This window comes from Billgrantia lactosivorans, from assembly GCF_003254665.1.
GTDB lineage: Bacteria > Pseudomonadota > Gammaproteobacteria > Pseudomonadales > Halomonadaceae > Halomonas > Halomonas lactosivorans.
Genome location: NZ_QHGY01000002.1, coordinates 430,732 through 457,117, shown reverse-complemented (window position 1 = coordinate 457,117; position 26,386 = coordinate 430,732). Strand labels below are relative to the sequence as shown.

The window sequence follows — 26,386 nt, the reverse complement described above, 5'->3', positions numbered from 1 at the left end:
CGATGTCCGATACGCCCCTGCCCCAGCCCCTGCTCGAGGACGAAGAACTCGAGCGCCTCGACGAGTACCTCGACTCCGAGCGCGTCGATGCCGACGCCCTGGACCTGATCTCGGCCCATGGTTTTCTCGTCGCCCTGGCCGTGGCGCCACGCGAGATCGAGGCCGCTGCCTGGGTGGCCGAACTGTTCCACGGCGAGCCGAGCTTTACCGACGACGCCGAGCGCAGCGAGATCCTCGGCCTGCTGGAAAAGCTGCGTGGCAACGCCATCGACACCCTGGAGCAGGGCGGCCTGCCCGAGCTGCCCTTCGAGCTCACCCTGGACGGCACGCCCCCGGAGGAGACGCCCGTCGGCGACTGGTGCGCCGGTTTCATGGAGGGCGTGTTCCTCGACGAAGCGGCCTGGTTCGAGCAGGACGAGGAGAGCGTCGCCACCCTGCTGCTGCCGTTCATGGCGCTCTCGGGGCTGTTCGACGACGAGCCGGACATGGCCGAGATGGTGGCCGACACCGCGCGCCTGGAGTCGCTGGCCGCCCAGCTGCCCGACCTGGTGCTGGATCTCTACCTGCACTATCGCGTACCGCCCGAGACGCCCAAGCCCATGCCGCGCCGCAAGAAGCCGGCCGGCCGAGGCCCCGGCAAGGGCAGGCGGTAAACGCTTCAGGCTTCGGGCTTCGGGCTTCGGGCTTCGGGCTTCGGGCTTCGGGCAGCAGTTTAGCTCGTGGCTCGTGGCTAGCGCAGCCGCGTCAGCCAGGCATCGAAGCTGCCGAACAGCCACTCCTTGAAGCGCTGCCAGCGGGGACGCTGCAGCCACTCCCGATAGGTGATCTCGCGGCTGGCGGCGAAGTTGCGCTCGAACAGGGCCGCCACTTCGCCGGCGAAGCGGGCGTCGTCCACCTCCTGGTTGGCCTCCAGGTTCCAGTGCAGGCTCCAGTGATCGAAGTTGCACGAGCCCAGGCTCGTCCACTGGTCGACCAGCGAGAACTTGGCGTGGATGAAGGTGGGCTGGAATTCGAAGATGCGCACGCCGGCGCGCAGCAGGCGCCGGTAGAAGCGCTGGCCGGCGTAGCGCACCCAGGGATGGTCGTGGCCTCGGCCGGGCAGCAGCAGGCGCACGTCGACACCACGACGCGCGGCGCGCGCCAGGCGCATGCGCAGGCTGAAGGTAGGAACGAAGTAGGGCGTGCACAGCCAGATGCGGCGCTGGGCCGACGACACCCGCGCATAGAGGGAGTGGCGAATGGCCTGGTAGCGATAGCCCTGGCCCCATACCACCCGGCCGCGCATGCCGCGGTAGTCCTCGTGGAGATGCAGCTCCAGCTGCAGGTGGCGCACCAGCGCCGCCTCGCCGATGCCGCGCGTCATCGGCGAATCCCAGACCCGCGAGAACAGCCGTACCCAGTCGGCGACGACGGGCCCCTCGATGCGCACCGCCACCTCGTACCAGGCTTCGAGGAACTCATCGACGGCGCCGAAACCGCCGGTGAAGGCGACGCAACCGTCGATCACCACCAGCTTGCGGTGGTCGCGGGTCAGGTTGCGGGCCAGCGAGTGCAGGCCCAGCGGGTTGAACAGCCGCAGTGCCACACCGGCCTGTTCCAGGCGCCGCCGATCCTCGCCGCCCAGCCCCATCGAGCCATAGGCATCCAGCATCAGCGCAACCGTCACGCCGCGCTCCGCGGCCCGGCACAGGGCATCGATCAGCGCCGTGGCGAGATGGCCCGACTCCATCAGGTAGAGTTCGATGAGGATCGAGCGGCGCGCCTGCTCCATGGCCGTGAACATCGCCGGCAGGAAGCGCGACGACTCCGCCAGCAGCTCGAACCGATTGCCATCCCGCCACACGCCATGCATGGCACGCCTCCCCGTCTCCTCGCCTGCGGTGATTGACGCATGTTTGTGCGTCGAGGGAAAGCACCTGACCCCAACGTGGCGGCATGGCTATACTGGCCCCTCGGATCGACGTCGAGGCAACCGGATGGCCCTAGCCCACACTCTGCTCGCTGCACTGCATGCCCCGCTGAAGGGCTTGATCCAGGCCTGGGTCGAGACCCGCCTCATCGAGCCCGACCCCGGCGACCTGCCCCTCGACCCCGCGCGACCCACGCTCTACGTGCTGCCCCATCCGGCACTCTCCGATGCCCTGCTGCTCGATGTCCTGACCCGGCGCCACGGGCTACCGCCGGCACGCGGCAGGCTCCGACTGGAGGGGCTCGACCTGCCGGCCAGCGTCGCGTTGCCTGCCCGACAGCGCCGCCTGTGGCGAGGCAGCCGCGCGCTGGAGGCCCCCTTCCGCCAGGCCCTTGATTACCTGGCCGAGCATCCCGGGGCCGACATCCAGCTCGTCCCGGTGAGCGTGTTCTGGGGGCGTGCGCCGGGTAAGCGCTTCGGCTTCTGGCGGCTGCTGGCGGCCGATAGCTGGCAGTTGACCGGCAGGCTGCGCCGGGCGCTGTCGGTACTGATCAACGGCAAGAACGTGGAGGTGCACTTCGGCGCGCCGCTCAGGCTGCGCGACCTGCTCGACGCGCGCGGCCCCGCCGTCGCCAACCGCAAGAGCGCCCGGCTGCTGCGCGTCCACTTCCGGCGCATGCGCACCCGCGTGCTCGGGCCCGATCTCTCACATCGCCGCACCCTGATCGAGGGCGTGGCGGCCAGCCCCGAGGTACGCCGGGTCATCGACGAGCTGGCGGCAGCCGAGAAGCGCTCGCCCGAGCGGCTCCAGCGGCGCGCGCTGCGCTATGGCCGCGAGATCGCCTCCAACATGACCTACCCCGTGCTGCGCTTCATGGACGGCCTGCTGCGCCGGCTGTGGAACCGGCTCTACGACGGCGTCGAGGTCCGCGGCCTGGAGCGGGTCAAGGCGCTGGCCGGCGACCATGCGCTGGTCTATGTGCCCTGCCACCGCAGCCATATCGACTACCTGCTGCTCTCCTACGTGCTCTACCGCGACGGCCTGATGCCGCCGCACATCGCCGCCGGGCGCAACCTCGACATGCCGCTGATCGGCCCGCTGCTGCGCCGTGGCGGGGCCTTCTTCCTGCGCCGCAGCTTTCGCGACAAGCCGCTCTACGCCGCGGTCTTCAATGAATACCTGCACCGCCTGCTGGAACGCGGCCATCCGCTGGAGTACTTCATCGAGGGCGGCCGCTCGCGCAGCGGCCGCATGCTCTCGCCGCGCCCCGGCATGCTGGCGATGACGCTGCGCTCGTACCGCCGCAGCGCGGCCGGCACCAGCCCGCCCCGGCTCGCCTTCGTGCCCGTCTATGTCGGTTACGAGCGCATCATCGAGAATGCCAGCTACCAGCGTGAGCTACGCGGCGGCAAGAAGCGCAAGGAGTCGCCGCTGGCGCTGCTGCGCGTGCTCGGCAAGCTGCGCCAGCCGTTCGGCAAGGTCGCGGTCAACGTCGGCGAGCCGCTCAGGCTCGGCGCCTGGCTCGACGATGCCTCGCCGGGCTGGCGGGACGACCTCGCCCAGGCCAGGCCGGCCTGGCTGAACCAGGCCGTGCCGCGGCTCGGCGACGAACTGGCCCGGCGCATCAACGCCGCGGCGGCGCTCAACCCGGTCAACCTGGTGGCGCTGGTACTGCTGGCGACGCCACATCACGCCATCGAGGCCAGCCTGATGTCGCGCCAGCTCGCCCTGCTGGCCGCCCTGCAGCGCCAATGTCCCGGCGGGGCGCACGTCAGCCTGCCCCAGGGAGAACCCGACGCGTGGATCGATCAGGTGGTGGCGCTGGGGATGATCGAGCGTCGCCCCCAGGCGCTGGGCGACATACTGACGGCGACGGCGGAACAGGCGAGCCTGCTGGTGTGGTACCGCAACAACGTGCTGCATCTCTTCGCCCTGGCCGGCCTGACCGCCTTCGCCTTCCGTCACGCCCCGCGCCACGACCTCGAGAGCCTGCAGGCACAGCTCGGCCCTCCCTGGCCGATCCTGGCCCGCGAGCTGTTCCTCGAGCCCGCGGCGCTGGCACGTGACCTGCCGACGATGCTGGAGGCGTTGTGCCAGCAGGGCCTGTTGCAGCCCCAGCCGGACGGCTGGCAACGCCCCGGCGCGCTGGAAGCCGGCGAGCAGCTGCGCCTGCTGGCAAGGCTGATGCAGCCCTCGCTGGAGCGCGGCTACCTGCTGCTGGCGATCCTGCTCGACCAGCCGCCCGGTACCCTGGGTCGCGAGGCCCTGGCCGAACGCAGCCGACAGCTGACCGAGCGACTGGCGCTGCTCACCGGGCGCGATGCCCCCGAGTTCTTCGACCGCAAGCTGTTCGCCAGCCTGATCGAGAGCCTGGAGGCGGAAGGCTGGATCTGGGAGCGGGAGGAGCGGCTGTGGTTCGACGAACGGCTGCGCAGCGCCGCCCAGCGCACCGGCCAGCTGTACGACCCGGCACTGCGCCATCGCCTGCAGCTGATCAGCCAGGGCGAGTAGCGGTTTCGGCGGCGGCGACAACGAACGGGCGACTCAGCCCTTGAGAGAGCGGTGCACGTAGAGATCGTAGCGGCTGGTCTTGCCTTCGATGACGTGCTGCGGCGCCGGGCCCGCAATGGGCGGCGCCCTGCGCGGCCGCTTGACCGCCACGCGATGCGTGGCCACGTCCAGCGCCGCCTCGAGCAGGCGCGGCGCGTCATCATCGTCGCCGGCGAGCTCGCGGAACAGGCGCATCTCCTTCTTCACCAGCGCCGACTTCTCGCGGTGGGGAAACATGGGGTCGAGGTGGATGACCTGGGGCGCCAGCGTGCTGGCGGCGACCAGCGAGGCGAGCTCGCGGGCGGCGTCGCCCCGCACCAGCTGCATGCGCGCGACGATCGCCGCCACCTCCGGGTCGCGGGCCGCACGCGCCAGGCCGTCCTCCAGCAGGGCGTGGATCGCCGCCACGCGCTCGATCAGCAGCACCTCGGCACCGAGGCTCGCCAGCACGAAGGCGTCGCGCCCCAGCCCGGCGGTGGCATCGATCACGCTCGGGGTAATGCCTGACGCAAGGCCGCAGGCGCGTGCGATGAGCTGACCGCGGCCGCCGCCGAAGCGGCGCCGATGGGCGGCCCGCCCCTCGGCGAAATCGACCCTGAGCGGCTTGCCGTAGCGCGCCGGATCACCGGCCAGCACCAGGGCGCCCTCCTCTTGCCGCAGGACGAGCGCCGCGCCATCCACGTTGCTCATCCGCCCTTCTGCCACGCCACCTGATCGCGCAGATAGATCGGCTGCGCTTCGTGAGGGGCGGTTCGCTCGCCGGCGGCGTATTGACGTGCCGCCAGCAGCACCATCTCTTCCGCGGCCGGCTCGGCCTCGCTATCGCACCGGCCCACCACGGCCTGTACCTCGGCCGGCATCGCCTCCCACAGCGTCCAGCCGGAGCCGATGCCGTACCAGCCGTCCGCTCCCGCTGGCGGCAGCTGCAGTCGCTGCGGTGACATCACTGCCTCCGCGAGCAGCGCTTCGACGTTGCCGTCCCGGCAGCGCCAGGCGCCGGCGTAGATCTCGCCCATGCGCGCGTCCAGCGCGGTGGCAACGTACTCGACGCCATGATGTCGATGTGCCGCCAGCGCCAGCGCTTCGAGGGTGGAGACGCCCAGCAAGGGACGCTCAAGCCCGTAGGCCAGCCCCTGGGCCGCGCCGGCGGCAATGCGCAGCCCGGTGAAGGAGCCGGGACCGCGCCCGTAGGCCACGGCGTCCAACTGAATGGTGGAAACCCCCGCTTCGGCCAGCACCTCGTCGACCATCGGCAGCAGGCGGCGGGTATGTTCGCGGGGGGTCAGGGCAAAGCGGGACACGAGCCTCGGCGCGCCGCCGCCATGCTGGATCAGCAGGGCGGCGGAGCAGGCGCTGGAGGAGGCGTCGAGGGCCAGCAGAGTCGGCATAGGTGGATTCGCGTCAGAACATGGGCGAACCATTATACGCCGCCGCGCCGCACGCGACGATGGCCCAGGACGACGATGGCCCGCCGAAGGGGGCCATGACAGAAGCGACCTGAGGAGGGGTCAGCCGTCCAGCGCCTCGACCACCTTGCGGGTGATCTCGTCGACGCTGCCGACCCCCTCGACACGATGGTAGGCCGGGGCCGTGTCAGGCTCCTCCCGGGCCCACTGCTGGTAGTAGTCGACCAGCGGCGCGGTCTGCTCGTGGTAGACCGCCAGGCGGTTGCGCACGGTGGCTTCGCGGTCGTCGTCACGCTGAATCAGCGGCTCGCCGGTGATGTCGTCCTTGCCTTCCTGCTTGGGCGGGTTGTACTCGACGTGGTAGACCCGGCCGGAGCCCGGATGCACGCGACGCCCGGCCAGGCGCTTGACGATCTCCTCGTCCGCCACGGCGATCTCGAGCACGTGGTCGATCTTGACCCCCGCCTCCTTCATCGCATCCGCCTGGGGAATGGTGCGCGGGAAGCCGTCGAACAGGAAGCCGTTCTCGCAATCGGGCTGGGCGATGCGCTCCTTGACCAGCGAGATGATGAGATCGTCGGACACCAGGCCACCGCTGGTCATGATCTCCTTGACCTTCAGCCCCAGTTCGCTGCCCTCCTTGACCGCCGCACGCAGCATGTCGCCGGTGGAAATCTGCGGAATCTTGTAGCGCTCGCAGATGAACTGGGCCTGGGTACCCTTGCCGGCACCCGGCGCGCCCAACAGGATCAAACGCATCTAGCTGCTCCTCGAGAGAGTGGGAATTCTTGTGGGTAAACGGAATGTCATGAACGATAACCGCGCCAGCGGCGGCAGACAACCACGGGCTACCGCAAAGCCTCGCCTGACGCCTCAAAGCGACTGCATTTTCAGCCAATTAAGGCCGGGTTGCACTTTGGTATCCCGCCGAAGGTGGATACCCAAACATCGACGGCGCCCCGCAGGGCGCCGTCGATGACGTGGCGGGCGATGGTTACATCAGCAACCGTCGGATATCGCTCAGTGCCGCGGCCAGGAAGGCGGTAAAGCGCGCGGCATCGGCGCCGTTCACGGCCCGGTGGTCGTAGGAGAGCGACAGCGGCATCATCAGCCGCGGCTCGAAGTCGGCGCCGTTCCACACCGGCTTCATCTGCGCCTTGGAGACGCCGAGGATGGCCACCTCCGGGGCGTTGACGATGGGCGTGAAGGCGGTGCCGCCGATGGAACCCAGGCTCGAGATGGTGAAGCAGCCACCGGTCATCTCCTCGCGCTTGAGCTTCTTCGACTGCGCCTTGCCGGCCAGCTCGACGCTCTCCTTGGCCAACTCGATCAGCGACTTCTTGTCGGCGTCGCGGATCACCGGCACCATCAGCCCGTCCGGGGTATCGACGGCGACGCCGATGTGGACGTACTTCTTCCACACCAGGGTCTCGCCGTCGCTCTTGAGGCTGACGTTGAACTGCGGGTACTTGCGCAGGGCGAAGGCGCACGCCTTGATCAGGAACGGCAGCGGCGTGAGCTTGGCGCCCTGGGCCTCGGCCTCGGCCTTCATCGACTTGCGGAAGGCCTCCAGCTCGGTGATGTCGGCCTCGTCGAACTGGGTCACGTGGGGCACGTTGAGCCAGCTGCGGTGCAGGTTGGTCGCGCCCATCTTGAGCAGGCGCCCCATCGGCTTCTCTTCCACCTCGCCGAACTGACTGAAGTCCTGGTCCGGCACCGGCGGGATGCCGGCACCGCCGGTCGCCGCCGGCGCGGCGGCCGGCGCCTTGGCCTGGCCCGCCATCACCTGCTTGACGTAGGCGTGGACGTCCTCCTTGAGCACGCGCTCCTTGGGGCCACTCGGCTTGACCCGCCCCAGGTCGACGCCCAGCTCGCGGGCCAGCATGCGCACCGCGGGGCCGGCGTGGACCAGCTTGCCGTCGCGCGGCTTGTGGGCCGCCATCTGCGCCTCGGGGCTCGGCGTGCCGGATGGCGTCGGCTTGGCCTGGGTCGACGAGGCCGGCTGCTCGCTCGCCTCGCTCGGCGCCTGGCTGGCCTTGGGCGTCGCCGCCCGCGGCTTGGCGCCCGCCACCTCGATATAGCCGATCAGGTCGCCCTCGGAGACGGTGTCGCCCTCCTTGACGGTGAGCTCGATCAGCTTGCCCTTGTAGGGGCTCGGCACGTCCATCGAGGCCTTGTCGGACTCCAGCGTGATCAGCGGGTCCTCCTCGTTCACCTCGTCGCCGGCGCTGACGGCGATCTCGATGATCGGCACGTCGCTAGAGCCGGAGAGATCCGGCACGCGGATCTCCTTGCGCTCGGGCTCGCCGCTCGTCGCCTCTTCCTCGGCCGGGGCCTCGGCCTGTTCGGCGGGCTCCGCGGTGGACTCGACGGCTTCCGGCTCGGTCTCTTCGCCGCCTTCGCCGGCGATTTCCATGGTGCCGATCACGTCGCCCTCGGAGACGGTATCGCCCTCCTTGACGGTGAGGGACACCAGCTTGCCGGTGTAGGGGCTGGGCACGTCCATGGAGGCCTTGTCCGACTCCAGGGTGATGAGGGTGTCTTCCTCGCCCACCTCATCGCCCTCGGCAACGGCCACTTCGATGATCTCGACGTTCTCCGAGCCACCCAGGTCGGGCACCCTGACCTCGACGGTGCGCTTGCCGCCGCCGGAGGCCTTCTTCGCCGCCGGCTTCTCTTCGGCGGCCCGTTGCGCGGCGGGGGCCTCGTCGCGCTTGGGCTCGGCCCTTTCGGCCTTCTCCTCATCGCCGCCGCCGCCACCGCTACCCTCCACCTCGAGCTCGACGATGTCGTCGCCCTCGGAGACGGTGTCGCCCTCCTTCACCAGCACGCGAACGACCTTGCCGCCCTTGGGCGACGGCACGTCCATGCTGGCCTTGTCGGACTCCAGCGTGATCAGGGTGTCCTCGGGCTGGATCACGTCCCCCTCGGACACCGCGATTTCGATGATCTCGACGTCTTCGCTGCCGCCGATGTCTGGAACTTTTATGATTTCGCTACTCAAGGTCGCGCTCCTTCCAAATCGTGCCTGGAACAGGCGGGCTCGTGCCCGCCTGGCCACCGGATCAGCTCGTCAGCGGGTTGGGCTTGTTGGGATCGATGCCGTACTTCTTGATCGCCTCGGCGACGACCTTGCGATCCAGCTCGCCGCGGTCGGCCAGCGCCTTGAGCGACGCCACGGTGACGAAGTAGCGATCGACCTCGAAGAAATGGCGCAGCTTCTCGCGGGTATCGGAGCGGCCGTAGCCGTCGGTGCCCAGGACATGGTAGTCGGTCGGCACCCAGGCGCGGACCTGGTCGGCGAACAGCCGCATGTAGTCGGTCGAGGCGATGGCCGGCCCCTTGCGCCCTTCCAGGCAGCGGGTGACGTGGGGCTTGACCGGCTCCTCGGCGGCGTTGACGAAGGCCTCGCGCTCGAGCAGCAGCGCCTCGCGACGCAGCTCGTTGAAGCTGGTCACGCTCCACACGTCGGCGCCGACGCCCCACTCCTCGGCGAGCATCTTCGCGGCCGCCTCCACCTCGCGCAGGATGGTGCCGGAGCCGAGCAGCTGCACGTGGCCCTTGTCGCCCTGGTGCTCGCGCAGCAGGTACATGCCCTTGATGATGTCCTCGGCGGGAACGTCCTCGAGCTCGGGGTGCTCGTAGTTCTCGTTCATCACCGTCAGGTAGTAGAAGCAGTTCTCCTTGTCGGCGAACATGCGCTTCAGGCCATCCTGGACGATCACCGCGACCTCGTGGGCGTAGGTCGGGTCGTAGCTGCGGCAGTTGGGGATGGTCGCCGCCTGCAGGTGGCTGTGGCCGTCCTGGTGCTGCAGGCCCTCGCCGTTGAGCGTGGTGCGCCCGGCGGTGCCGCCGACCAGGAAGCCCCGCGCCTGCAGGTCGCCGGCGGCCCAGGCCAGGTCGCCGATGCGCTGGAAGCCGAACATCGAGTAGTAGATGTAGAACGGCAGCAGCGGCAGGTTGTGGTTGCTGTACGAGGTGGCCGCGGCGATCCACGCCGACATCGCGCCGGCCTCGGTGATGCCCTCCTCGAGGATCTGGCCCTTCTTGTCCTCGCGGTAGAACATGATCTGGCCCTTGTCGACGGGCTCGTACTTCTGGCCTTCGGAGGTGTAGATGCCGAGCTGGCGGAACATGCCCTCCATGCCGAAGGTGCGCGCCTCGTCGGGCACGATCGGCACCACCTGCTGGCCGATCTTCTTGTCCTTCACCAGGCCGTTGAGGATGCGCACGAAGGCCATGGTGGTGGAGATCTCGCGCCCCTTGGAACCGGCCAGCTGGGTGGCGAAGGTCTTGTCCTCGAGGCTGGGGATCGTCAGCGCCTCGAAGTCGCTGCGGCGCTGCGGCAGGTAGCCGCCCAGGCGCTCGCGCTGCAGGTGCATGTACTTGAGCTCGGGCGAGTCGTCGTCCGGCTTGTAGTACGGCACCTCCTTGAGCTGCTCGTCGGTCAGCGGAATGCCGAAGCGGTCGCGGAACTTGCGCAGCGCCTCGTATTCCATGGTCTTGACCTGGTGGGCTTCCATGGAGGCCTCGCCCTCGCCGCTGCCCATGCCGTAGCCCTTGACGGTGTGCGCCAGGATCACGGTGGGACGGCCGTTGGCGTTGTTCACCGCCTCGTGGTAGGCCGCGTAGACCTTGAACGGATCGTGGCCGCCGCGGTTGAGTCGCCAGATGTCCTCGTCGGACATGTCCTTGACCATCTCGGCGGTTTCCGGGTACTTGCCGAAGAAGTGCTCGCGGGTGTAGCCGCCGTCGATGGCCTTGTAGTTCTGGTACTCGCCGTCGACCGCCTCGTCCATGCGCTTCTGCAGGATGCCCTTCTTGTCCTTCTCGAACAGCGGGTCCCACAGCCGGCCCCAGACCACCTTGAGCACGTTCCAGCCGGCACCGCGGAAGACCCCTTCGAGCTCGTCGATGATGCGGCCGTTGCCGCGCACCGGGCCGTCCAGGCGCTGCAGGTTGCAGTTGACGACGAAGATCAGGTTGTCGAGCTTCTCGCGGCTGGCCAGGTGAATGGCGCCCAGCGATTCCGGCTCGTCGCACTCGCCGTCGCCCATGAAGCACCAGATCTTGCGATCGTGCATGCTCCTGAGCTCGCGCGAATCGAGGTACTTCATCACGTGGGCCTGGTAGATCGCCTGGATCGGGCCGAGGCCCATGGAAACGGTGGGGAACTGCCAGAAGTCCGGCATCAGCCAGGGATGCGGATAGGAGGAGAGGCCGTCACCGTCGACTTCCTGGCGATACTTGTCCATCTGCGCCTCGGTGAGGCGTCCTTCCAGGTAGGCGCGCGCGTACACGCCCGGCGCCACGTGGCCCTGGATGTAGACCAGGTCGCCCTCGAAGTCGCCGTTGGGCGCGCGGAAGAAGTGGTTGAAGCCGACGTCGTAGAGCGTGGCGGCGGACATGAAGCTCGCGATATGGCCACCCAGGCCCGGATTGGCGCGGTTGTTGCGGATGACCTGAGCGATGGCGTTGTAGCGGATCAGCGAGCGGATGCGTCGCTCCATGAACAGGTCGCCCGGCATCGGCGCTTCACGATGCACCGGGATGGTGTTGCGATGCGGCGTCGTCACCGAGAAGGGTGCCTGCATGCCGTCGCGGCGCAGCCGGTCGGCCAGGCGTGACAGCAGGAACCGGGCGCGTTCCTCGCCCTCACGATCCAGGACCGACTCCAGGGAATCCAGCCATTCCGTGGTTTCGACCGGATCGAAATCTTCTCTTGCCTCCAGACTCATAGACGTCTCTCCGAGTGACAATGTGATGTCAGGTCGCCCCATGCGGGTGAGCACGGGACAGGTCGATGCAACTGACGATCAGGGGAATGTCAGGCCGCGACGCGGCTGTTGTAGTCATTTTACAGAAGCGCATACAACGAATGGCGTAGAACATACCGTAAAGTGGCCTCCCTGCCAATCTCGGAGGAATGGAATTCTTTTCCACAGGCACAATATTGCATTGCAACACAAGATGTTACGACAACTATTCCCGCCTCACTCACGGCCGCGCCCGAAATGTAATAAAACTACCGTATGATTACCGACCCTCCTTCGACCTGGCTTCCCCCCCCCTGGCTCCCAACGCCTTGAGACACTGGCGAAAGTAGGCCCAGTCGAAGGCGGGGCCGGGGTCGCTCTTGCGCAGCGGCGCGATTCGCGCGTGGCTGGTGATGCGCGCGGGCTTCACCTCAGGGTAGCTCACCATCAGCGCCTGCATGACCTCGGCCAGGGTCCGATACTGGGCATCGCGATAGGCGTGGACCTCGTCCCCTTCCAGCTCGATGCCCACGGTGAAGTCATTCAGCGCGCGACGCGCTCGCCCCTCGTCGATCCAGCACGAGCGACCGGCGTGCCAGGCGCGCCGCTCGAAGGGCACGAACTGCACGCACTCGCCGTCGCGGCGAATGAGCAGATGGGCCGACACCCGCAGCTGGACGATGGCGCTGAAGAAGGGGTGGGCCGTGGCATCCAGCGCATTGGTGAACAGCCGCTCGATGTGCTCGCCGCCGAATTCGCCGGGCGGCAGGCTGATCGAATGCAGCACGACCGCCGAGATCTCTTCCTCGGGCCGCGCATCCTGGTTGGGTGACGGTACGTGCCGGGCACCGGCCAGCCAGCCTTGCTCGATTCTCATCTCGTTCCCCTGACGTCCTGGAGCTGGATTCCCTATAATGACCCTCCCGACGCTCCATGAACATGAAAAGGCCTGCCATGCACTATCAGGACGCCCTTGCCGAAGCGATCCGCGAAGCCGCCGCCCACCTGCTGGCCGAAGACGTCGGCCCCGGCGACATCACCGCGCAACTGATCCCCGAGTCGAAGTGGGCCACCGCGCAGGTGATGACGCGCGAGCCGGCGGTCCTGTGCGGCGTGGCCTGGGTCGAGGAGATCTACCGCCGCCTCGATCCGAGCATTCGTCTGCGCTGGAGCGCCGCCGACGGCGACCGCCTGGAGGCCGACCAGTGCTTCCTCGAGATCGAGGGCCCGGCACGCCGCCTGCTGACCGGTGAGCGCGCCGCGCTCAACCTGCTGCAGACGCTCTCCGCCACCGCCACCCGCACGCGCCACTACGTCGACCTGCTCGCCGGCACCGGCGTGCGCCTGCTCGACACCCGCAAGACCCTGCCCGGCCTGCGCCTGGCGCAGAAGTACGCGGTGACCTGCGGCGGCGGGCACAACCACCGCATCGGCCTCTACGACGCCTTTCTGATCAAGGAGAACCACATCGCCGCCTGCGGCAGCATCGCCGCCGCGGTCAAGGAAGCGCGCGGCATCGCCCGGGACCTGCCGGTGGAGGTGGAGGTGGAGAACTTCGAGGAACTCGACCAGGCGCTGGCCGCCGGCGCCGACATCGTCATGCTGGACAACTTCAGCCTCGAGGACATGCGCGAGGCGGTGCAGCGCAATGCCGGCCGCGCCACCCTGGAGGCCTCGGGCAATGTCGACGAATCGACCCTGCGCCGGATCGCCGAGGCCGGCGTCGATTGCATCTCCAGCGGCGCCCTGACCAAGGACGTCAAGGCGATCGACCTGTCGATGCGCATCACCCAGCTGCGCGACGCCTGAGCCGGGCCGTCGCGGGTAGCGTTACGTCTCTATCGCCGACAGGCGCCTCTCCAGGCGCCTTCGCTCGAGCTTCACTCCCTCCCGCGTGATCCATTCCACGCCGAGGTCGTGCCAGCCGCGGCGCGACAGGCTCTCGGCCAGCATGCGGCTGGCATCGAGGGTGACGCGCCCATGGCCATGCTCCAGCAGCAGCCGCTCGGCGTGCACCAGCAGGGTCGAGCCGATGCCCCGCCGCGCCAGCGAAGGCCAGACATAGAGGGTCTGGACATGGCCCTTGGGAAGGTCCAGTTCCAGGAACCCCACGCAGCGCCCGTCGCAGGCGGCGATCAGCGTCGTGTAGAGCGCCTGGCGCGCGGCCCACACGCTGCCCTCACGCGGCATCGTCGCCGCCCATGCCTCGCGCTCCTCCACGCTGTAGTGAGCGGCCGCGCCCTGCATCACGGCGTGATGGAAGACCTCGGCCTGATCCGCCCCGTCGCGCGCCCGGGCCTGACGGTAGAGAATCCGTGGCGCGCCGGACGTGGGAGATGGCGTATCGTTCGTCGTCATTGGTTCCATCCTGCCTGCCCATGCCTCGCGTGACCCGACTCGGCATGCAGGGTACACAAGCTCGCCGCCGGGGCCAATGGCGGGCATAATGCAACGCCATGACCAGCCCATCGTCACCCGCCGCCGGCTACCCGATGCAGCCCGTCGGCCGCATCGAGAGCGACTTTCCCGACAAGTTCGGCGTGCCGCGCCAGCCCGGGCTGGCCTCGGCTGCCCACGCTGAGCTGATGCTTCTTCCTCCCTACGACGACCCCCTGACGGTGCGCGGTCTCGACGCCTTCAGCCACCTGTGGCTGACCTTCGTCTTCCACCACAGCCCCGAGCGCTGGACGCCGCTGGTGCGCCCTCCGCGACTCGGCGGCAACGCCAGGGTCGGGGTGTTCGCCAGCCGCAGCACGCACCGCCCCAACCGCCTGGGGCTGTCGTTGGTGGAGCTCCTCGAGATCGATACCCGCCGGGGGGTGCGCCTGGTGCTGGGCGGCTGCGACCTGGTCAGCGGCACCCCGGTGCTCGACATCAAGCCCTACCTGCCCTGGGTCGAGGCGCGGCCCGAGGCACGCGCCGGCTACGCCCCCGAGGCGCCACCGCAGTTGGAGGTGCGCTTCAGCGCCGAGGCCGAGGCGGCGCTGGCCGCACGCGACGACGCCGCCTCGCTGCGCGAACTGATCCGCCAGGTGCTGGCCCAGGATCCGCGCCCGGCCTATCGCCAGGGGGCGGAAGAAAGACTCTATGGCGTGCGCCTGCGCGATGTCGACGTGCGCTTCCAAGTAGAAAGCCCAGCACTAGCGGGCAGGCCGAGAATGCACGTGATCCAAATCGTCAGCGAGAATTAGCATTTCACGGTCATTTACATGCCGCGATCGCTCATGCTCTTGGAATGATAATTGTCGATAACCTTTCGGTATTGACTCGGTGAGGCCCCGATATGGCGGCGAAAGAAGCGGGTGAAGTGCCCCTGTTCAGAGAAACCCAAGGATTCCGACAAGTTACCCAGGGTGCCAGAGCGATTGTCTGAGAGGCAGCGGAACGCCATCTGCATCTTGCCGATATTGGCAAACATCTGCGGTGTCATGCCGGTGTTCTGCTTGAACAGGGTAAAGAAATGCGCCCGGGAAAGACCGCACTGGCGGGCGATGCCTTCCATGTCCAGCTCCCCCTGGGGATGGTCGAGAATGAACTGACTCGCCTGGCGGATTCGGCCATCGTAGAAATCACTGGCAACACCCACTCGTAGCCTGGCAAGGTGGCGCAGTTCGGAATGTTTCTCGGTGATCCCGATAAGCAAATTAAACAGCAGCTCTTCCAGAGTATTCTGGGGCACCAGCCCGAAGGAGAACATGGCATCGATCAGCAAGTCGGCATGATGCCGCATGTGGGGGGTGAGTTCGATGCAGGGGCTGGAGAAGAAGTCGGGCCGGCCGCTGAGCGCCAAGCCGCGCTGCAAGGCCGCCAGCCAGCTCGGTTCGATGTAGAGAGCCAGGATCAGAGTATCAGCGGCACCGCTCTGGTGAGCGTAGAAATGCGGCTCCCAGGCATTGATGAGCACCGCCGTCCTGTCGGTCAGCGGCAAGCGGTGATCACGCACGGAAAAGTAGGTATCCTCCCCGTAGACCTTGAGCAGTACATGGCATTCGGAATGCGCGTGGGGCACCAGCGACTCATCCATGTCCAGCAGGGCAACGCGACCAAACTCGCCATGCAAGATGCGGTGGGCACTCGACATGACGTCCTCGTCAGTGGAAGGTTATATGCATCCTGGTAACCAGTCAGCCTACCATCTCTTCCTCGTGCAACGGCTGTAGCCAGACCAAAGTCGCATGGCAAGCCCCTCAGCGGCCATTACGCCTTGCCCAGTCGAGATCCCATGGACGGTCCACATCCTGCACGACGCCCGGGTCCTGAACCGCGATCTCGATGCAGTCAGCCCGATGTCGCCGCACCACGCTGCGAGCTCCCTCGTCGTCGGTCAGCGGCTCGAGCGAGCCCCAGAAACACCGGCCGAACAGTACCGGGTGCCCACCCTGCCCGCGGTAGAAGGGCCGCACGATCGCCCGTTCACTGGCCCTTGAGCACAATAGCGCCAAGGTATCCCCGCTCAACCAAGGCATATCGCCCAGCATCACCGCCACCGCAAGGGCTTGGCTCTCGCTGCTCAGTGCGCGGATACCGGCGGCGAGGCTGGCCCCCATGCCCTGTTCTGCCGTCTCGGCGACAACAGTGCCGACATCCTTGGCAATGCCCAGATGGACGGGATCGTCCTCGATGCCCACCACTACTCGAATCTCGCCGAAATGTGGCCGGAGACTCGCCAGCGTGGCGGCCAGCAGCGGCCCACGCCGTGGCAGGTGCGCCAAGCGCTTGTCGTTGCCGAAGCGGCGCGCCCGACCGGCTGCCAGCACCAGGGCAACGACGGCGTCAGAGCGCATCGCGCGCTTTCCCGTGGTAGACCCGCACGATATCGGCCATCACGGCCAGGGCGATCTCGGCCGGGGTCTTGCTGCCGAGATCGAGGCCGATCGGCATGTGAATGCGATCGATGTCGGCCTGGGACAGTCCTCCGGAACGCAGCAGCCGCGTGGCGCGGGCATCCGAGGTCCGGCGCGAGCCCATCACGCCGATATAGAAAGCCTCGGTACGCACTGCCTCGATCATGGCCAGATCATCGATGCGCGGATCATGGGTCAAGGCCACCACCGCGGTTGCCGCATGGCAGCCTCCGGCGCCGATGTAGGCCGACGGCAACTGCGGCACCACCGTAACTCCCTCTGCCACGAAGTCTTCACGCATTTCGGGGCGGGGGTCGCAGACGATCACCTCGTGGCCCAACGCCTGGGCGAAGCGAGCACAGGCCTCGGCCACCGGCGAGAGGCCGGCCAGCAGCAGGCGCAGCACGGGTCCGATACGGATGTCGACGGACGCTGGCCGGCGCACCACGCCGGGCCCCTCGGCAACGTCATCATCGCGAGCCTGAAAGGCGCCGGCCTCGACATCGACACGCCGCACCAGTCGGCGCTGTCCGTGCAAAGCCTGGTGCAGCACCTCGAGGTGCGCCAGCCAGGCGGCGTCGGGGGCCCGGTGCTCGATCAGTATCTCGAGCACGCCGCCACAGGGCAGGGCGAGGCGTCGACTCTGCTCACGACTTTCACCGTAGCGACGCAGGGTCACCACCCGGCAAAAATCGCCGGCGATGAGCTCCTCGAGGAAGGCCTCCTCGACACAGCCACCGGACAGCGAGCCGACATACCGACCGTCGCGACGCGCCACCAGCATGGCACCGGGACCACGTGGCGCCGAGCCATAGGTCGACAGCACGGTGCACAGCCAGATCGGGTGGCCCTCGCGGACCCAGGCCAGTGCCTGGGTGATCACCTGATGATCGAGGTCACGCATCGCTCCGCCCTCTCATGGCCACCGATGATGCAGCCGCGTTCAATCGGCCACCTGGGTCGTCTCGGTGTCGGGATCCAGCGTCTTCTCGCCCAGCAGCAGGGAGATCGCGATACCGCAGACCAGTGCCCAGAAGGGGGAGCTGATCCCCAGCAGGCTGATGTTGCTCATCGCCACCACCAGCGCCACGAAGGCACCGACCTGATGGCCGCGATGCCGGGAGAAGGCATGCTGGAAGGCTGCCAGCAGCACGCCGATCATCGCCAGGCCGGCCACGCTGCCGATAAGGGCGCTAGGCAACGCCAGGATGAAGGGCACCGCCGCACCGGCAAAGAGCCCGAAGGCACAGAACAGTACGCCGTTCACCAGGGTGGCACCGTAGCGAGTGCTCTTGTCGTCGCCGGCCTGTTCGGAGGAGCAGATGGCGGTCATCGGCCCGGCGATGTTGGCGTTGTGGCCGCCGAAGAGGCCGGCGAGCATGCCACCGATGCCGCTGATGATGGTCATGGCGTTGACGGGAGGGCGGTACTCCTCGGCCAGCAGCACCCCCGTGGCCTGGGCATTCTCGGCCCCGATCACCAGTGCCGCCAGCGGTACGGAGATGGCCAGGAAGGCACCCAGGGTGAAGCTCGGCGCGGTGAACTGCGGCGCGACGAAGGCGATGTCCACGTCGGCAGGTTGCACGGCCCCCATCGCCAGGGCGACGCCGAGGCCGACTACCGCCGCCACCAGCACCGGGGGCACCGCCTTGATGAAGCGCGAGCTGAGGAAGAAGGCCACCACCGCCGTGCCGGCGATCCAGGGGGCCGCACCCACCGCGTTCACCGCGCCGATGCCGAAGCGGATCAAGGCGCCGGCAATCATCGCCATGACGATCGGCATCGGCAGCCAGCGCATGATGCGCCCGACCACCCCGCTGATGCCCAGCGCCAGCACGATCGCCCCGCTCATGATGAAGGCGCCGACCGCCTCGTTGAAGGGAATCGCCGCCAGGGCGGTGATCAAGATCGCCGCCCCGGGAATCGAGTAGGCGCCGGTGATCGGCTGACGATAGCGCAACGCCATGATCAGACTGATCAGGCCACCGAGAAAGTAGATGGCGAACAGCCAGGCCACGGTCTGGCCATTGCTCAGGTTGCCGGCCTCGGCGGCACTGATCACGATCAGCGCCGGCCCCGAGCAACCGAACAGTGCGGCGACGACGCCCGCACTGATCGACTTGGCCGTGAAGACCCGGGGCAGGTCCTTGAGCAGCGGACGCTTGGCGTCCACGACTGCACCTGGCATCGGGCCGGCCCCGTTGTTGTCGTGTGCTTGCATGGTATTTCTCCAGGTGATTGTTGTTATGTCTTGGGGTAGGGTCATTTACCGGTGAAGACGGCCTGGCGCTTGGCATGGAAGGCCTCGACACCCTCGCGGAAGTCGCTGGAGGTGCGCAGCCGGCTGTAGCAGTGGCCTTCCATCTCGATGGCCACCGACAGCGGTGCATCCTCATTGTCGTTGATCAGGCGCTTGGCGGTGCGCTGGGCGAGCGGCGAAAAGCCGCGCAGTTCATCCACCAGCGCCTGGGTAGCGCTCTCCAGCTGGGCATCGGGCACGCACTCGGTGGCGATACCCCACGCCAGTGCCTGGGCGCCGCCGATGCGCTTGGCGCGCATCACCATGTGCTTGGTCCGGGCGATGCCGATGATCTTCTGCAGGCGGGCAGAGCCTCCCGAGCCCGGGATCTGCCCCAGTTTCTGCTCCGGCAGGGCATAGAGGGTCGTCTCGGAGGCGATGCGGAAATCGCAGGCCAGCGACAGCTCGAAGCCGACACCGAAGGTGTAGCCGCGATTGGCGGCGATCACCGGCTTCGAGCAGCGCGCCGGGGCGGCCACGTTGTCGGCGAGCATCGAGACGTGTTCCGGCGAGGCCTCGAGGAACCCCCTGATGTCGCCACCACTGGAGAAGTGCTCGCCCTCGGCGCGCAGCACGATGACGCGCACGCCGTCATGGGCATCCAGCGCCTCGAACACGCGGCGCAGCTCGTCGCGCTGGGGCATCGAGATCACGTTGAGCGGTGGACGGCCGAGGATGATGTCGGCGCGCTCGGCCTCGGCGTCGACCTGGACCCTGAAGCCGTCGAAGTCGCTGGCCAGGATGGTATTCACGTCGGTGGTAGTCATGTCTTGGTTCCTTGTCGGTTTGCTGGTCAGTGGGGTTGTGAGCTGGGGGTATCCTGTTCGCGCAGCACGCGGCGCAGGATCTTGCCCACGGGTGACTTGGGAATCTCGTCGACGAAGACGTAGCGCCGCGGGCGCTTGAAGCGGGCCAGGCCGGAATCGACGCAGTGCCGGTCGAGTTCGCTTTCATCGATGGCCTGTCGGGCCTTGACGAAGGCGGTGACCACTTCCCCCCACTGCTCGTCGGCCAGCCCCACCACCACGACCTCTTCCACCTGGGGATGCACCGAGAGCACATTCTCGATCTCCACCGGGCTGACGTTCTCGCCACCGGTGATGATCAGGTCGTCGACCCGGCCGGTGACGAACAGATCTCCTTCGGCGTCGAAGTAGCCGGTATCGCTGGTGAAGTACCAGCCCTCCTTGAGCGCCTTGCGGTCGGCATCGGGGCGGTGCCAGTAGCCCTGGAATGCCTCGTCGCCGGCCATGTCGGCGATGATCTCGCCCTCTTCCCCCACGCCCAGGATCTCGTCCGGCGACTCGGCGCCCACCCTGACCACCCGGATGCGCTGGTTGAGCGCAGGCCGGCCCGACGAGCCCGGCTTGTCACTGGCCCGCTGGTCGATGGTGAAGGTATAGATCTCGGAACTGCCGTAGTGGTTGACGAACAGGCTGGGCTGGAAGGCCTCCTGAACCCGGGCCATCAGCCCCGCACTCATCGGCGCGCCGGCGAAGCCCAGCTTGTCGACGCTGGCCACCCGTGACGGTGAGAACGCGGGGTGCTCGATGAGCATGTGGTAGAGGGTCGGCACCAGGTAGAGGTTGGTCACGCCCTCACGCTCGATGGCGTCGAGCGTCGCCGCAGGATCGAACTTCGGCACGCAGACGAAGTGGCCGTCGATCAGCGCCATCGACAGCAGCGAGCGCACGCCCATGGTGTGATAGAGCGGCATCACGCCGAGGGTGCACTCGTCGTGGCGATAGAGGTTCTGGGCCACATGGGCCAGCGCGGCGGTGCGCTCGGCGCGATGCAGGCGTGGCACGCCCTTGGGCTTGCCGCTGGTGCCCGAGGTGTAGAGCATCAGCGAGACATCCTCGGCGCCGGCACGTAGCACCAGTTCACCGTCCACACCGAGCAGGGCGTCGAAGTCATGGGCACCGATGTCCTCGACCCCGCCGGCAGTGATGCGTGGCAGCCGCTGCGCCTCGGGACAGCCGTTCACCGCTTCGGCCGCCGAAGCGTCATAGGCGAGCGCCTTGACCTCGGCATCCTCGATGCAGTAACTCAGATCCCGGGCCGTGGATCGCCAGTTGAGGGGAGTGACCACGATCCCGGCGAATTGGCAGGCCCAGTGCAGGGTCGCCATCTGCCAGCGGTTCTGCATCACCACCAGCAGACGGTCCCCCTTGGCCAGGCCCATCGCCTCGAGGCTCCTGGCCACGCTCTGGATATCGCCGAGCCACTCGGCATAGGTCTTGCGAAACTCGCCATCGGAAATGGCGATCGCCCGCGGGCGACGCTCCACCGAGGCAAGAAAACTGCGACCAAGATCAAACATCGTTGTTCTCCAATTGACTGTCGGGCGCGGCCGCCCCGCGGCGCGTCCGGGCCACGTCGAGTACCGCCTGGACCATGCCGGTATAGCCGGTACAACGGCACAGATGACCCGACAGCATGTCGCGCACCTGGGCTTCGCTGGGGTCGGCCACACGGTCCAGGAACTCCTCGCAGGACATCAGAATGCCTGCGGTGCAGAAGCCGCACTGCAGGGCGTGATGACGCCGGAACGCCTGTTGCAGATCGGAAAGACCCTCCGCTCCTGCCAGCGACTCGACGGTGTCGAGCCGTCGACCCTCGGCCTGTACCGCGAGCATCAGGCAGCTGCGGCTGGCGCGACCGTCGACGCGCACCGTGCAGGCCCCGCACACGCCGTGCTCGCATCCCACGTGCGTGCCGGTGGCCCCCAGCTCGTGGCGCAGGAAGTCGCACAGCTGGGTACGGGGCTCGGCATAGCCGCTGCGCTCGCGGCCATTGAGGGTCAGGGTCACGCGAATGCGCTGTTCAGCCCTGGCGTGCATGGGCGATCTCCTCGTTACTTGGCCCGCCGGCGATCAACTCCCGGCCGAGCTCACGGATCAACTGGCGGCGATAGGCCGCCGTGGCATGGGCGTCGTCCTCGGCGCCCAGGGACCAGGCGAGGGCGTTGAGGGCCTCGCTCGGGTCATCCTGGCGGGCGAGCTCGCGACTCACTGGGCGGTCGGCGACGCCACCCACGCCGAGGGTGACGCGGTCGCTGTCGATCACCGCCGCCAGCGCGACAATGGCGAAGTCGCCATGGCGCATGGCCACTTCGCGGAAGCGGTACTCCGCGCCCGGTCTCGCCAGGGGAAAGCGCACCTCGGTGATCAGCTCGTCCTGACGGCGATCGGTGGTCAAGACCCCCAGGAAGAAGTCCCCCGCCATGACCCGGCGCGACTTGCCGCGGCGGTTCTCGAGCACCACCTGTCCTCCCAGGGTGGCCAGGCACAGCGGCAGCTCGGCGCTGGGATCGGCGTGCGCGATCGAGCCGCCTACCGTGCCGCGGTTACGCGTCTGCCAATGGCCGATCCAGGGCATCGCCTGTGCCAGCAACGGGACCGCCTCGGCGAGGCCGGGGTACTCGAGCAGCTCGGCCTGGGTCACCCCGGCACCCACCGCCAGATGATCGTCACGACGCTCGATATGGTGCAGGTCCTCGATGCCCGCGATATCGATCAACCGCTTGGGCTGGGCCAGGCGCATGTTGAGCACCGCCATCAGCGACTGCCCCCCGGCGATCAGCCGAGCGTCGTCTCCCGCCTCATGCAGCAGCTCGCAGGCCTCGCGACGGCTCGACGGGCGCAGATAGTCGAAAGCAGCAGGTTTCATGAGCGACCTCCCCGGCCGGCGAGCAGGACCTTGAAGCGTTGCCACAGCGACAGACGTGGTGCGGCGCCGCCCATGCGCTGGGCCAGGCGCGCGAAGATCTGGCCGATGATCATCCGCGAGGCGCTCTGCAGCATGCGCCCGCCCACCGAGGCGACCTTGCCGCCCACGGCGGCGTCGTAGTCGTAGTCGAGTCGTGTCTGGCCGCCCTCGATCTCGGTCAGCCGAATTTGCGCGCTGCCCTCCGCCGAGCCCATGGCGCTGGTGCCGGCCCCGGAGAGACGCAGGCCGTGCGGAGGGTCGAGGTCGGAGAGCGCCACCCGCGCATCGAAGCGCGCGCGGATCATCCCCACACCGACGGTGACGTCGGCGCGGTAGGCGTTGTCGCCGGTGAGTTCCAGGGCATGGCAGCCAGGGATGATCGCTTGCAGGGTCTCGGGATCGAGCAGGGTGTCGAAGACCGCCTGGGGGCTGCCCGGCAGCGTCACCGAGTCGCTGGCGGTGAGCCGAGAGCCGCCACCGGCTGCGGGTGCCGCCTGATCCTCGCCCACGCCCTGGGGCCGCGGAGGCTCCTCGATGCCGATCAGCGTGCGCACCTTGGACGGCGTCAGCGGCAGCTCGATGTCCGCGATGCCCAGCGCGTCGGCCACGGCATTGGCGATGCACACCGGGGTGCTCATGTTGTTGCCCTCGCCGACCCCCTTGGCACCCAGCGGGGTGAACGGCGACGGCGTCTCCCTGTGCAGGATCAGCGGCTCGGGGACCTCGACGCTGGTCGGGACCAGGTAGTCGGCGAAGGTGCCGGACTGGAAGCTGCCATCGTCGGCGTAGGCAAACGCCTCCATCAGCGCCGCGCCGAGTCCCTGGGCGAAGGCCCCGCGCACCTGGCCGTCGACCAGGTCGGGGTTGAGCAGGCGGCCGGCGTCGTGCAGGGTGACATAGCGGTCGAGCCTCACCTTGCCGGTGACGCGGTCGACCTCCACGCCGCAGTAGTCGAAGATGAAGCCGTAGCAGAGCGAGCTGTTGATACGATCGTCATCGTCCGGCGCCTCGAGCTGGGGCGGCGACCAGAAGGCCGTCTCGCGCAGCCCGCCCGGCTCGCCGTCGGGCAGTGTGCCCGGCGCCCAGTGCGTGGCACCGGCCAGGCGGCCAAAGGGCATCGTCAACTCGCTGTCGACCACCCTCACCTGCCCCTCGGCGAAGCGGATGCGGGCGGCTTCCACCTGCCACTGGGCGGCGGCGATGCCGGCCAGGCGATCGCGCACCTTCTCCGCCGCCAGGTAGACCGCCCCGGCCACGGCACCGGAGAAGCGGCTGGAATAGTTGCCCGAGGCGATCGACCAGGCATCCTTGCCGGTATCGAGCTCGACATTGACGCTGATCGACTCCAGCGGCACCCCGAGCACCTCGGCGATCACTTGGGCGACCACGGTGCGGTGCCCCTGCCCTTGCGGCGTCGACGAGACATGGGCGCTGACGTCGCCCAGCGGACCGACGCTGATCGTCGCCGTGCTCACCGCCCCGTTCTTGGGACCGGCCTTGCGCCGCTCCTCGGGCGTCATGGCGGTGGTGATGTAGCCCATGTTGGAGATCGAGGGTTCCACCGCCACGGTGTAGCCGATGCCATACAGCCGCCCCTCGCGGCGGGCTGTCTCACGACGCGCCAGCAGTTCGTCCAGTCCCCCTTCGCGAATGCCCTGCTCCACGGCAGCGGGGTAGTCGCCGGAGTCGAGCAGCGCACCGGCGGCGGCCCGGTAGGGAAAGCTTCCGGCCGGCACCAGGTTGCGACGTATGACGTCGAGAGGCTCGAGGTCGAGCTCGATGGCGATCCGCTGCATCAAGCGCTCGAGGGCGAAGTACACCTGGGGACCGCCGAAACCACGGTTGAGCCCGGTGGGCGTCTTGTTGGTCAGTGCGACGCGGTTGCGCACGACAAGATGGCGGATCGCATAGGCACCGGTCAGGTTGCCGTGCATGCGGTAGAAGGTGGCCGGTTCCGGTGCCCGCAGGTAGGCGCCGCAGTCATCGACCTGATCCCAGCGCAGGGCCATGACACGCCCGTCGCGGGTCACCGCGGCCTCGATCTCGGTCACCCGATTGGTGGCCGAGGAAGCTCCCTGCAGGTGCTCGAGGCGGTCCTCCACCCACTTGACCGGAGCACCGGCCTTGCGCGCGGCCAGGCCCATCATCACCACATAGGGAAACACCCCCTGCTTGATGCCGAAGCTGCCACCGGAGTCCGGCGGGGTACGCAGGCGCAAGCGGTTGCCGGGGACCTTCAAGGCGCGAGTCATTACCGAGTGCAGCGCATAGGGCCCCTGGAAGTTGGAGAGCACGTCGTAGCTGTCGCTGGAGGCGTCGTAGTCGGCAATGACCACGTAGCACTCCATCGGCGTACAAGAACTGCGCGGCACGCGCACCTTGAGCGCGACCCGATGCTCGGCCTCGGCGAAGGCCTGCTCGGGGTCGCCGTAGCGGAAGTGGCGTTCGCTGACCACGTTGCTGCCGACGCCCTCGTGGAGTACCGGGGCGTCGGCTGCGATGGCCGCCTCGGTATCCACCGCGACGGGCAGCGTCTGGTAGTCGACGCGAATGGCATCGAGAGCGTCCTCGGCGAGGTAGCGGCTCTCGGCCATCACCACGGCAACCGGCTCACCGACATAGCGCACCTTGTCGACGGCCAGGCACCAGTGCTCCATGGGCTGGCGCACGCCGACCGGAAAGGGCCGCGCCCAGCGCTGGATATCCTCGCCGGTGAGGACGGCGTGCACGCCGGGCATGGCCAGCGCCGGCGAGGCGTCCAGGTCGACCAGCCGGGCATGGGCATGGGGTGAACGCAGCACGGCGGCATGCAGGGTGCCCGGCGCCACCGCCAGGTCGTCGGCATAGCGGCCATGCCCTCGCAGCAAGGCGTCATCCTCGACGCGCGGCTGCCGGCGGCCGATCTGGCCCGACTGCCCCTCCCGCATGGCTGGCTCGAAAGCGTTCATTCACTCCTCCGCGATGGCCGTGTCGGAATCGGTTGCCATCTGGAGAGGAGTCTATGGAGTTGCTCGCCGACCGGCATTGCCCGGCGGGATGGAGTTTGACCCTGGCATCGGCTGATTTACCCGAGAGTCTTAATTGCGACCAAAGGATAAGGAACCGTCGCCAGAGCAGATTCACGCCTTTCGAACGCAGGAAGGCGGCCCAAGGGCCGCCTTCTGGAAGAAAATGAAGCTCGTCATAACGCTCAGTCGAAAACGATACCGATGCGTCGGCCCACCTCCTCGTAGGCCTCGATCACGCCGCCCAGGCCCTGGCGGAAGCGATCCTTGTCCATCTTGTCGCGGGTCTTGGCGTCCCACAGCCGACAGCCGTCCGGGGAGAATTCGTCCCCCAGCACGATGCGGCCCTTGAACAGGCCGAATTCCAGCTTGTAGTCCACCAGCAGAAGGCCGCCATCGGCGAACAGCTGCTTGAGCACCTCGTTGACGCGGAAGGTCAGCGCCTTCATCTCGGCAAGCTGCTCGGGCGTGGCCCAGCCGAAGGTCTCGGCCAGCGACTCATTGATCATCGGGTCGTGCAGGGCGTCGTTCTTGAGGAACAGTTCGAAGGTCGGCGGGGTGAGTTCACGCCCCTCCTCCACGCCGAGGCGCTTGACCAGGCCACCCGCGGCGAGGTTGCGCACCACGCACTCCACCGGAATCATGTCGAGCTTCTTGACCAGGCTTTCGGTCTCCGAGAGGCGTTTCTCGAAGTGGGTGGGAATGCCCGCCGCGGCCAGCTGCTCCATGATGAAGGCGTTGAAGCGGTTGTTGACCCTGCCCTTGCGCGCCAGCGACTCCATGCGCTCGCCGTCGAAAGCGCTGGTGTCGTCACGGAAGTGCAGCACGAGCAGATCGGGGTCGTCGGTGGCGTACACCGACTTGGCCTTGCCGGCATAGAGTTCTTGGCGCTTTTCCATGGGGGT

22 protein-coding genes are annotated in these 26,386 nt (G+C 67.9%); 4 read left to right on the top strand and 18 right to left on the bottom strand.

The window, feature by feature from the left end; all coding sequences use genetic code 11:
• The first annotated feature begins 2 nt into the window (after positions 1-2).
• Complete coding sequence (locus DIS04_RS07780) at positions 3-653, top strand: YecA/YgfB family protein (RefSeq protein ID WP_111413200.1); 651 nt, start codon at positions 3-5, stop codon at positions 651-653.
• 77 nt (positions 654-730) lie between these two features.
• Here the strand turns inward: DIS04_RS07780 and DIS04_RS07775 are convergent, their stop codons facing one another.
• Entirely contained in the window at positions 731-1,852 is a 1,122-nt protein-coding gene (locus DIS04_RS07775; protein WP_111413199.1) for a phospholipase D-like domain-containing protein, read from the bottom strand.
• Between the two features lie 124 nt (positions 1,853-1,976).
• On the opposite strand from DIS04_RS07775, the gene plsB reads away from it, so the two are divergent.
• Positions 1,977-4,421 (top strand): glycerol-3-phosphate 1-O-acyltransferase PlsB, encoded by a 2,445-nt coding sequence (plsB, locus tag DIS04_RS07770; RefSeq protein ID WP_111413198.1) that lies wholly within the window; start codon positions 1,977-1,979, stop codon positions 4,419-4,421.
• Positions 4,422-4,454: 33 nt separating this feature from the next.
• Here the strand turns inward: plsB and DIS04_RS07765 are convergent, their stop codons facing one another.
• From DIS04_RS07765 to ampD, 6 genes are all read right to left on the bottom strand, one after another.
• A complete protein-coding gene (locus DIS04_RS07765; protein WP_111413197.1) occupies positions 4,455-5,150 on the bottom strand; it encodes a class I SAM-dependent methyltransferase in 696 nt (231 codons plus the stop codon).
• Positions 5,147-5,848 (bottom strand): tRNA (adenosine(37)-N6)-threonylcarbamoyltransferase complex dimerization subunit type 1 TsaB, encoded by a 702-nt coding sequence (tsaB, locus tag DIS04_RS07760; protein WP_111413196.1) that lies wholly within the window; start codon positions 5,846-5,848, stop codon positions 5,147-5,149. Before tsaB ends, DIS04_RS07765 begins: the two co-directional genes overlap by 4 nt.
• Before the next feature lie 120 nt (positions 5,849-5,968).
• Positions 5,969-6,625: an adenylate kinase gene (adk, locus tag DIS04_RS07755; RefSeq protein ID WP_111413195.1), complete on the bottom strand. Its 657-nt coding sequence runs from the start codon at positions 6,623-6,625 to the stop codon at positions 5,969-5,971.
• A 235-nt stretch (positions 6,626-6,860) separates the two neighbouring features.
• Positions 6,861-8,870, bottom strand: a complete 2,010-nt coding sequence (gene aceF, locus DIS04_RS07750) for a pyruvate dehydrogenase complex dihydrolipoyllysine-residue acetyltransferase (RefSeq protein WP_111413194.1) — start codon at positions 8,868-8,870, stop codon at positions 6,861-6,863.
• Between the two features lie 61 nt (positions 8,871-8,931).
• On the bottom strand, positions 8,932-11,604 hold the full coding sequence (gene aceE / locus DIS04_RS07745) for a pyruvate dehydrogenase (acetyl-transferring), homodimeric type (protein WP_111413193.1): 2,673 nt from the start codon (positions 11,602-11,604) through the stop codon (positions 8,932-8,934).
• A gap of 298 nt (positions 11,605-11,902) precedes the next feature.
• Entirely contained in the window at positions 11,903-12,499 is a 597-nt protein-coding gene (ampD, locus tag DIS04_RS07740) for a 1,6-anhydro-N-acetylmuramyl-L-alanine amidase AmpD (protein ID WP_111413192.1), read from the bottom strand.
• A gap of 77 nt (positions 12,500-12,576) precedes the next feature.
• On the opposite strand from ampD, the gene nadC reads away from it, so the two are divergent.
• Positions 12,577-13,431, top strand: a complete 855-nt coding sequence (gene nadC / locus DIS04_RS07735; protein ID WP_111413191.1) for a carboxylating nicotinate-nucleotide diphosphorylase — start codon at positions 12,577-12,579, stop codon at positions 13,429-13,431.
• A 21-nt stretch (positions 13,432-13,452) separates the two neighbouring features.
• Here nadC and DIS04_RS07730 read toward each other — a convergent pair whose 3' ends face one another.
• Complete coding sequence (locus DIS04_RS07730; RefSeq protein WP_111413190.1) at positions 13,453-13,989, bottom strand: GNAT family N-acetyltransferase; 537 nt, start codon at positions 13,987-13,989, stop codon at positions 13,453-13,455.
• A gap of 89 nt (positions 13,990-14,078) precedes the next feature.
• Here DIS04_RS07730 and tsaA point away from each other — a divergent pair, with 89 nt between their 5' ends.
• Positions 14,079-14,813: a tRNA (N6-threonylcarbamoyladenosine(37)-N6)-methyltransferase TrmO gene (gene tsaA, locus DIS04_RS07725; protein WP_245904519.1), complete on the top strand. Its 735-nt coding sequence runs from the start codon at positions 14,079-14,081 to the stop codon at positions 14,811-14,813.
• A gap of 14 nt (positions 14,814-14,827) precedes the next feature.
• Here the strand turns inward: tsaA and DIS04_RS07720 are convergent, their stop codons facing one another.
• The 10 genes from DIS04_RS07720 to purC form a co-directional block, all read right to left on the bottom strand.
• On the bottom strand, positions 14,828-15,703 hold the full coding sequence (locus DIS04_RS07720) for a helix-turn-helix transcriptional regulator (RefSeq protein ID WP_111413188.1): 876 nt from the start codon (positions 15,701-15,703) through the stop codon (positions 14,828-14,830).
• Positions 15,704-15,809: 106 nt separating this feature from the next.
• Positions 15,810-16,406, bottom strand: a complete 597-nt coding sequence (locus DIS04_RS07715; RefSeq protein WP_111413187.1) for a nucleotidyltransferase family protein — start codon at positions 16,404-16,406, stop codon at positions 15,810-15,812.
• Entirely contained in the window at positions 16,396-17,370 is a 975-nt protein-coding gene (locus DIS04_RS07710) for an XdhC family protein (RefSeq protein ID WP_111413186.1), read from the bottom strand. Before DIS04_RS07710 ends, DIS04_RS07715 begins: the two co-directional genes overlap by 11 nt.
• A 39-nt stretch (positions 17,371-17,409) precedes the next feature.
• A complete protein-coding gene (locus tag DIS04_RS07705; protein WP_111413185.1) occupies positions 17,410-18,687 on the bottom strand; it encodes a benzoate/H(+) symporter BenE family transporter in 1,278 nt (425 codons plus the stop codon).
• A 41-nt stretch (positions 18,688-18,728) separates the two neighbouring features.
• The gene (locus DIS04_RS07700) at positions 18,729-19,532 is read right to left on the bottom strand and encodes an enoyl-CoA hydratase/isomerase family protein (RefSeq protein ID WP_111413184.1); all 804 of its coding nucleotides are present in this window, start codon (positions 19,530-19,532) and stop codon (positions 18,729-18,731) included.
• A 26-nt stretch (positions 19,533-19,558) separates the two neighbouring features.
• The gene (locus tag DIS04_RS07695) at positions 19,559-21,088 is read right to left on the bottom strand and encodes an AMP-binding protein (RefSeq protein WP_111413183.1); all 1,530 of its coding nucleotides are present in this window, start codon (positions 21,086-21,088) and stop codon (positions 19,559-19,561) included.
• Positions 21,081-21,608 (bottom strand): (2Fe-2S)-binding protein, encoded by a 528-nt coding sequence (locus tag DIS04_RS07690; protein ID WP_111413182.1) that lies wholly within the window; start codon positions 21,606-21,608, stop codon positions 21,081-21,083. Before DIS04_RS07690 ends, DIS04_RS07695 begins: the two co-directional genes overlap by 8 nt.
• Positions 21,592-22,437, bottom strand: a complete 846-nt coding sequence (locus DIS04_RS07685; RefSeq protein WP_111413181.1) for an FAD binding domain-containing protein — start codon at positions 22,435-22,437, stop codon at positions 21,592-21,594. Before DIS04_RS07685 ends, DIS04_RS07690 begins: the two co-directional genes overlap by 17 nt.
• Positions 22,434-25,424 (bottom strand): xanthine dehydrogenase family protein molybdopterin-binding subunit, encoded by a 2,991-nt coding sequence (locus tag DIS04_RS07680; RefSeq protein WP_111413180.1) that lies wholly within the window; start codon positions 25,422-25,424, stop codon positions 22,434-22,436. Before DIS04_RS07680 ends, DIS04_RS07685 begins: the two co-directional genes overlap by 4 nt.
• 242 nt (positions 25,425-25,666) lie before the next feature.
• Positions 25,667-26,380: a phosphoribosylaminoimidazolesuccinocarboxamide synthase gene (gene purC / locus DIS04_RS07675; RefSeq protein WP_111413179.1), complete on the bottom strand. Its 714-nt coding sequence runs from the start codon at positions 26,378-26,380 to the stop codon at positions 25,667-25,669.
• Positions 26,381-26,386: the final 6 nt, after the last annotated feature.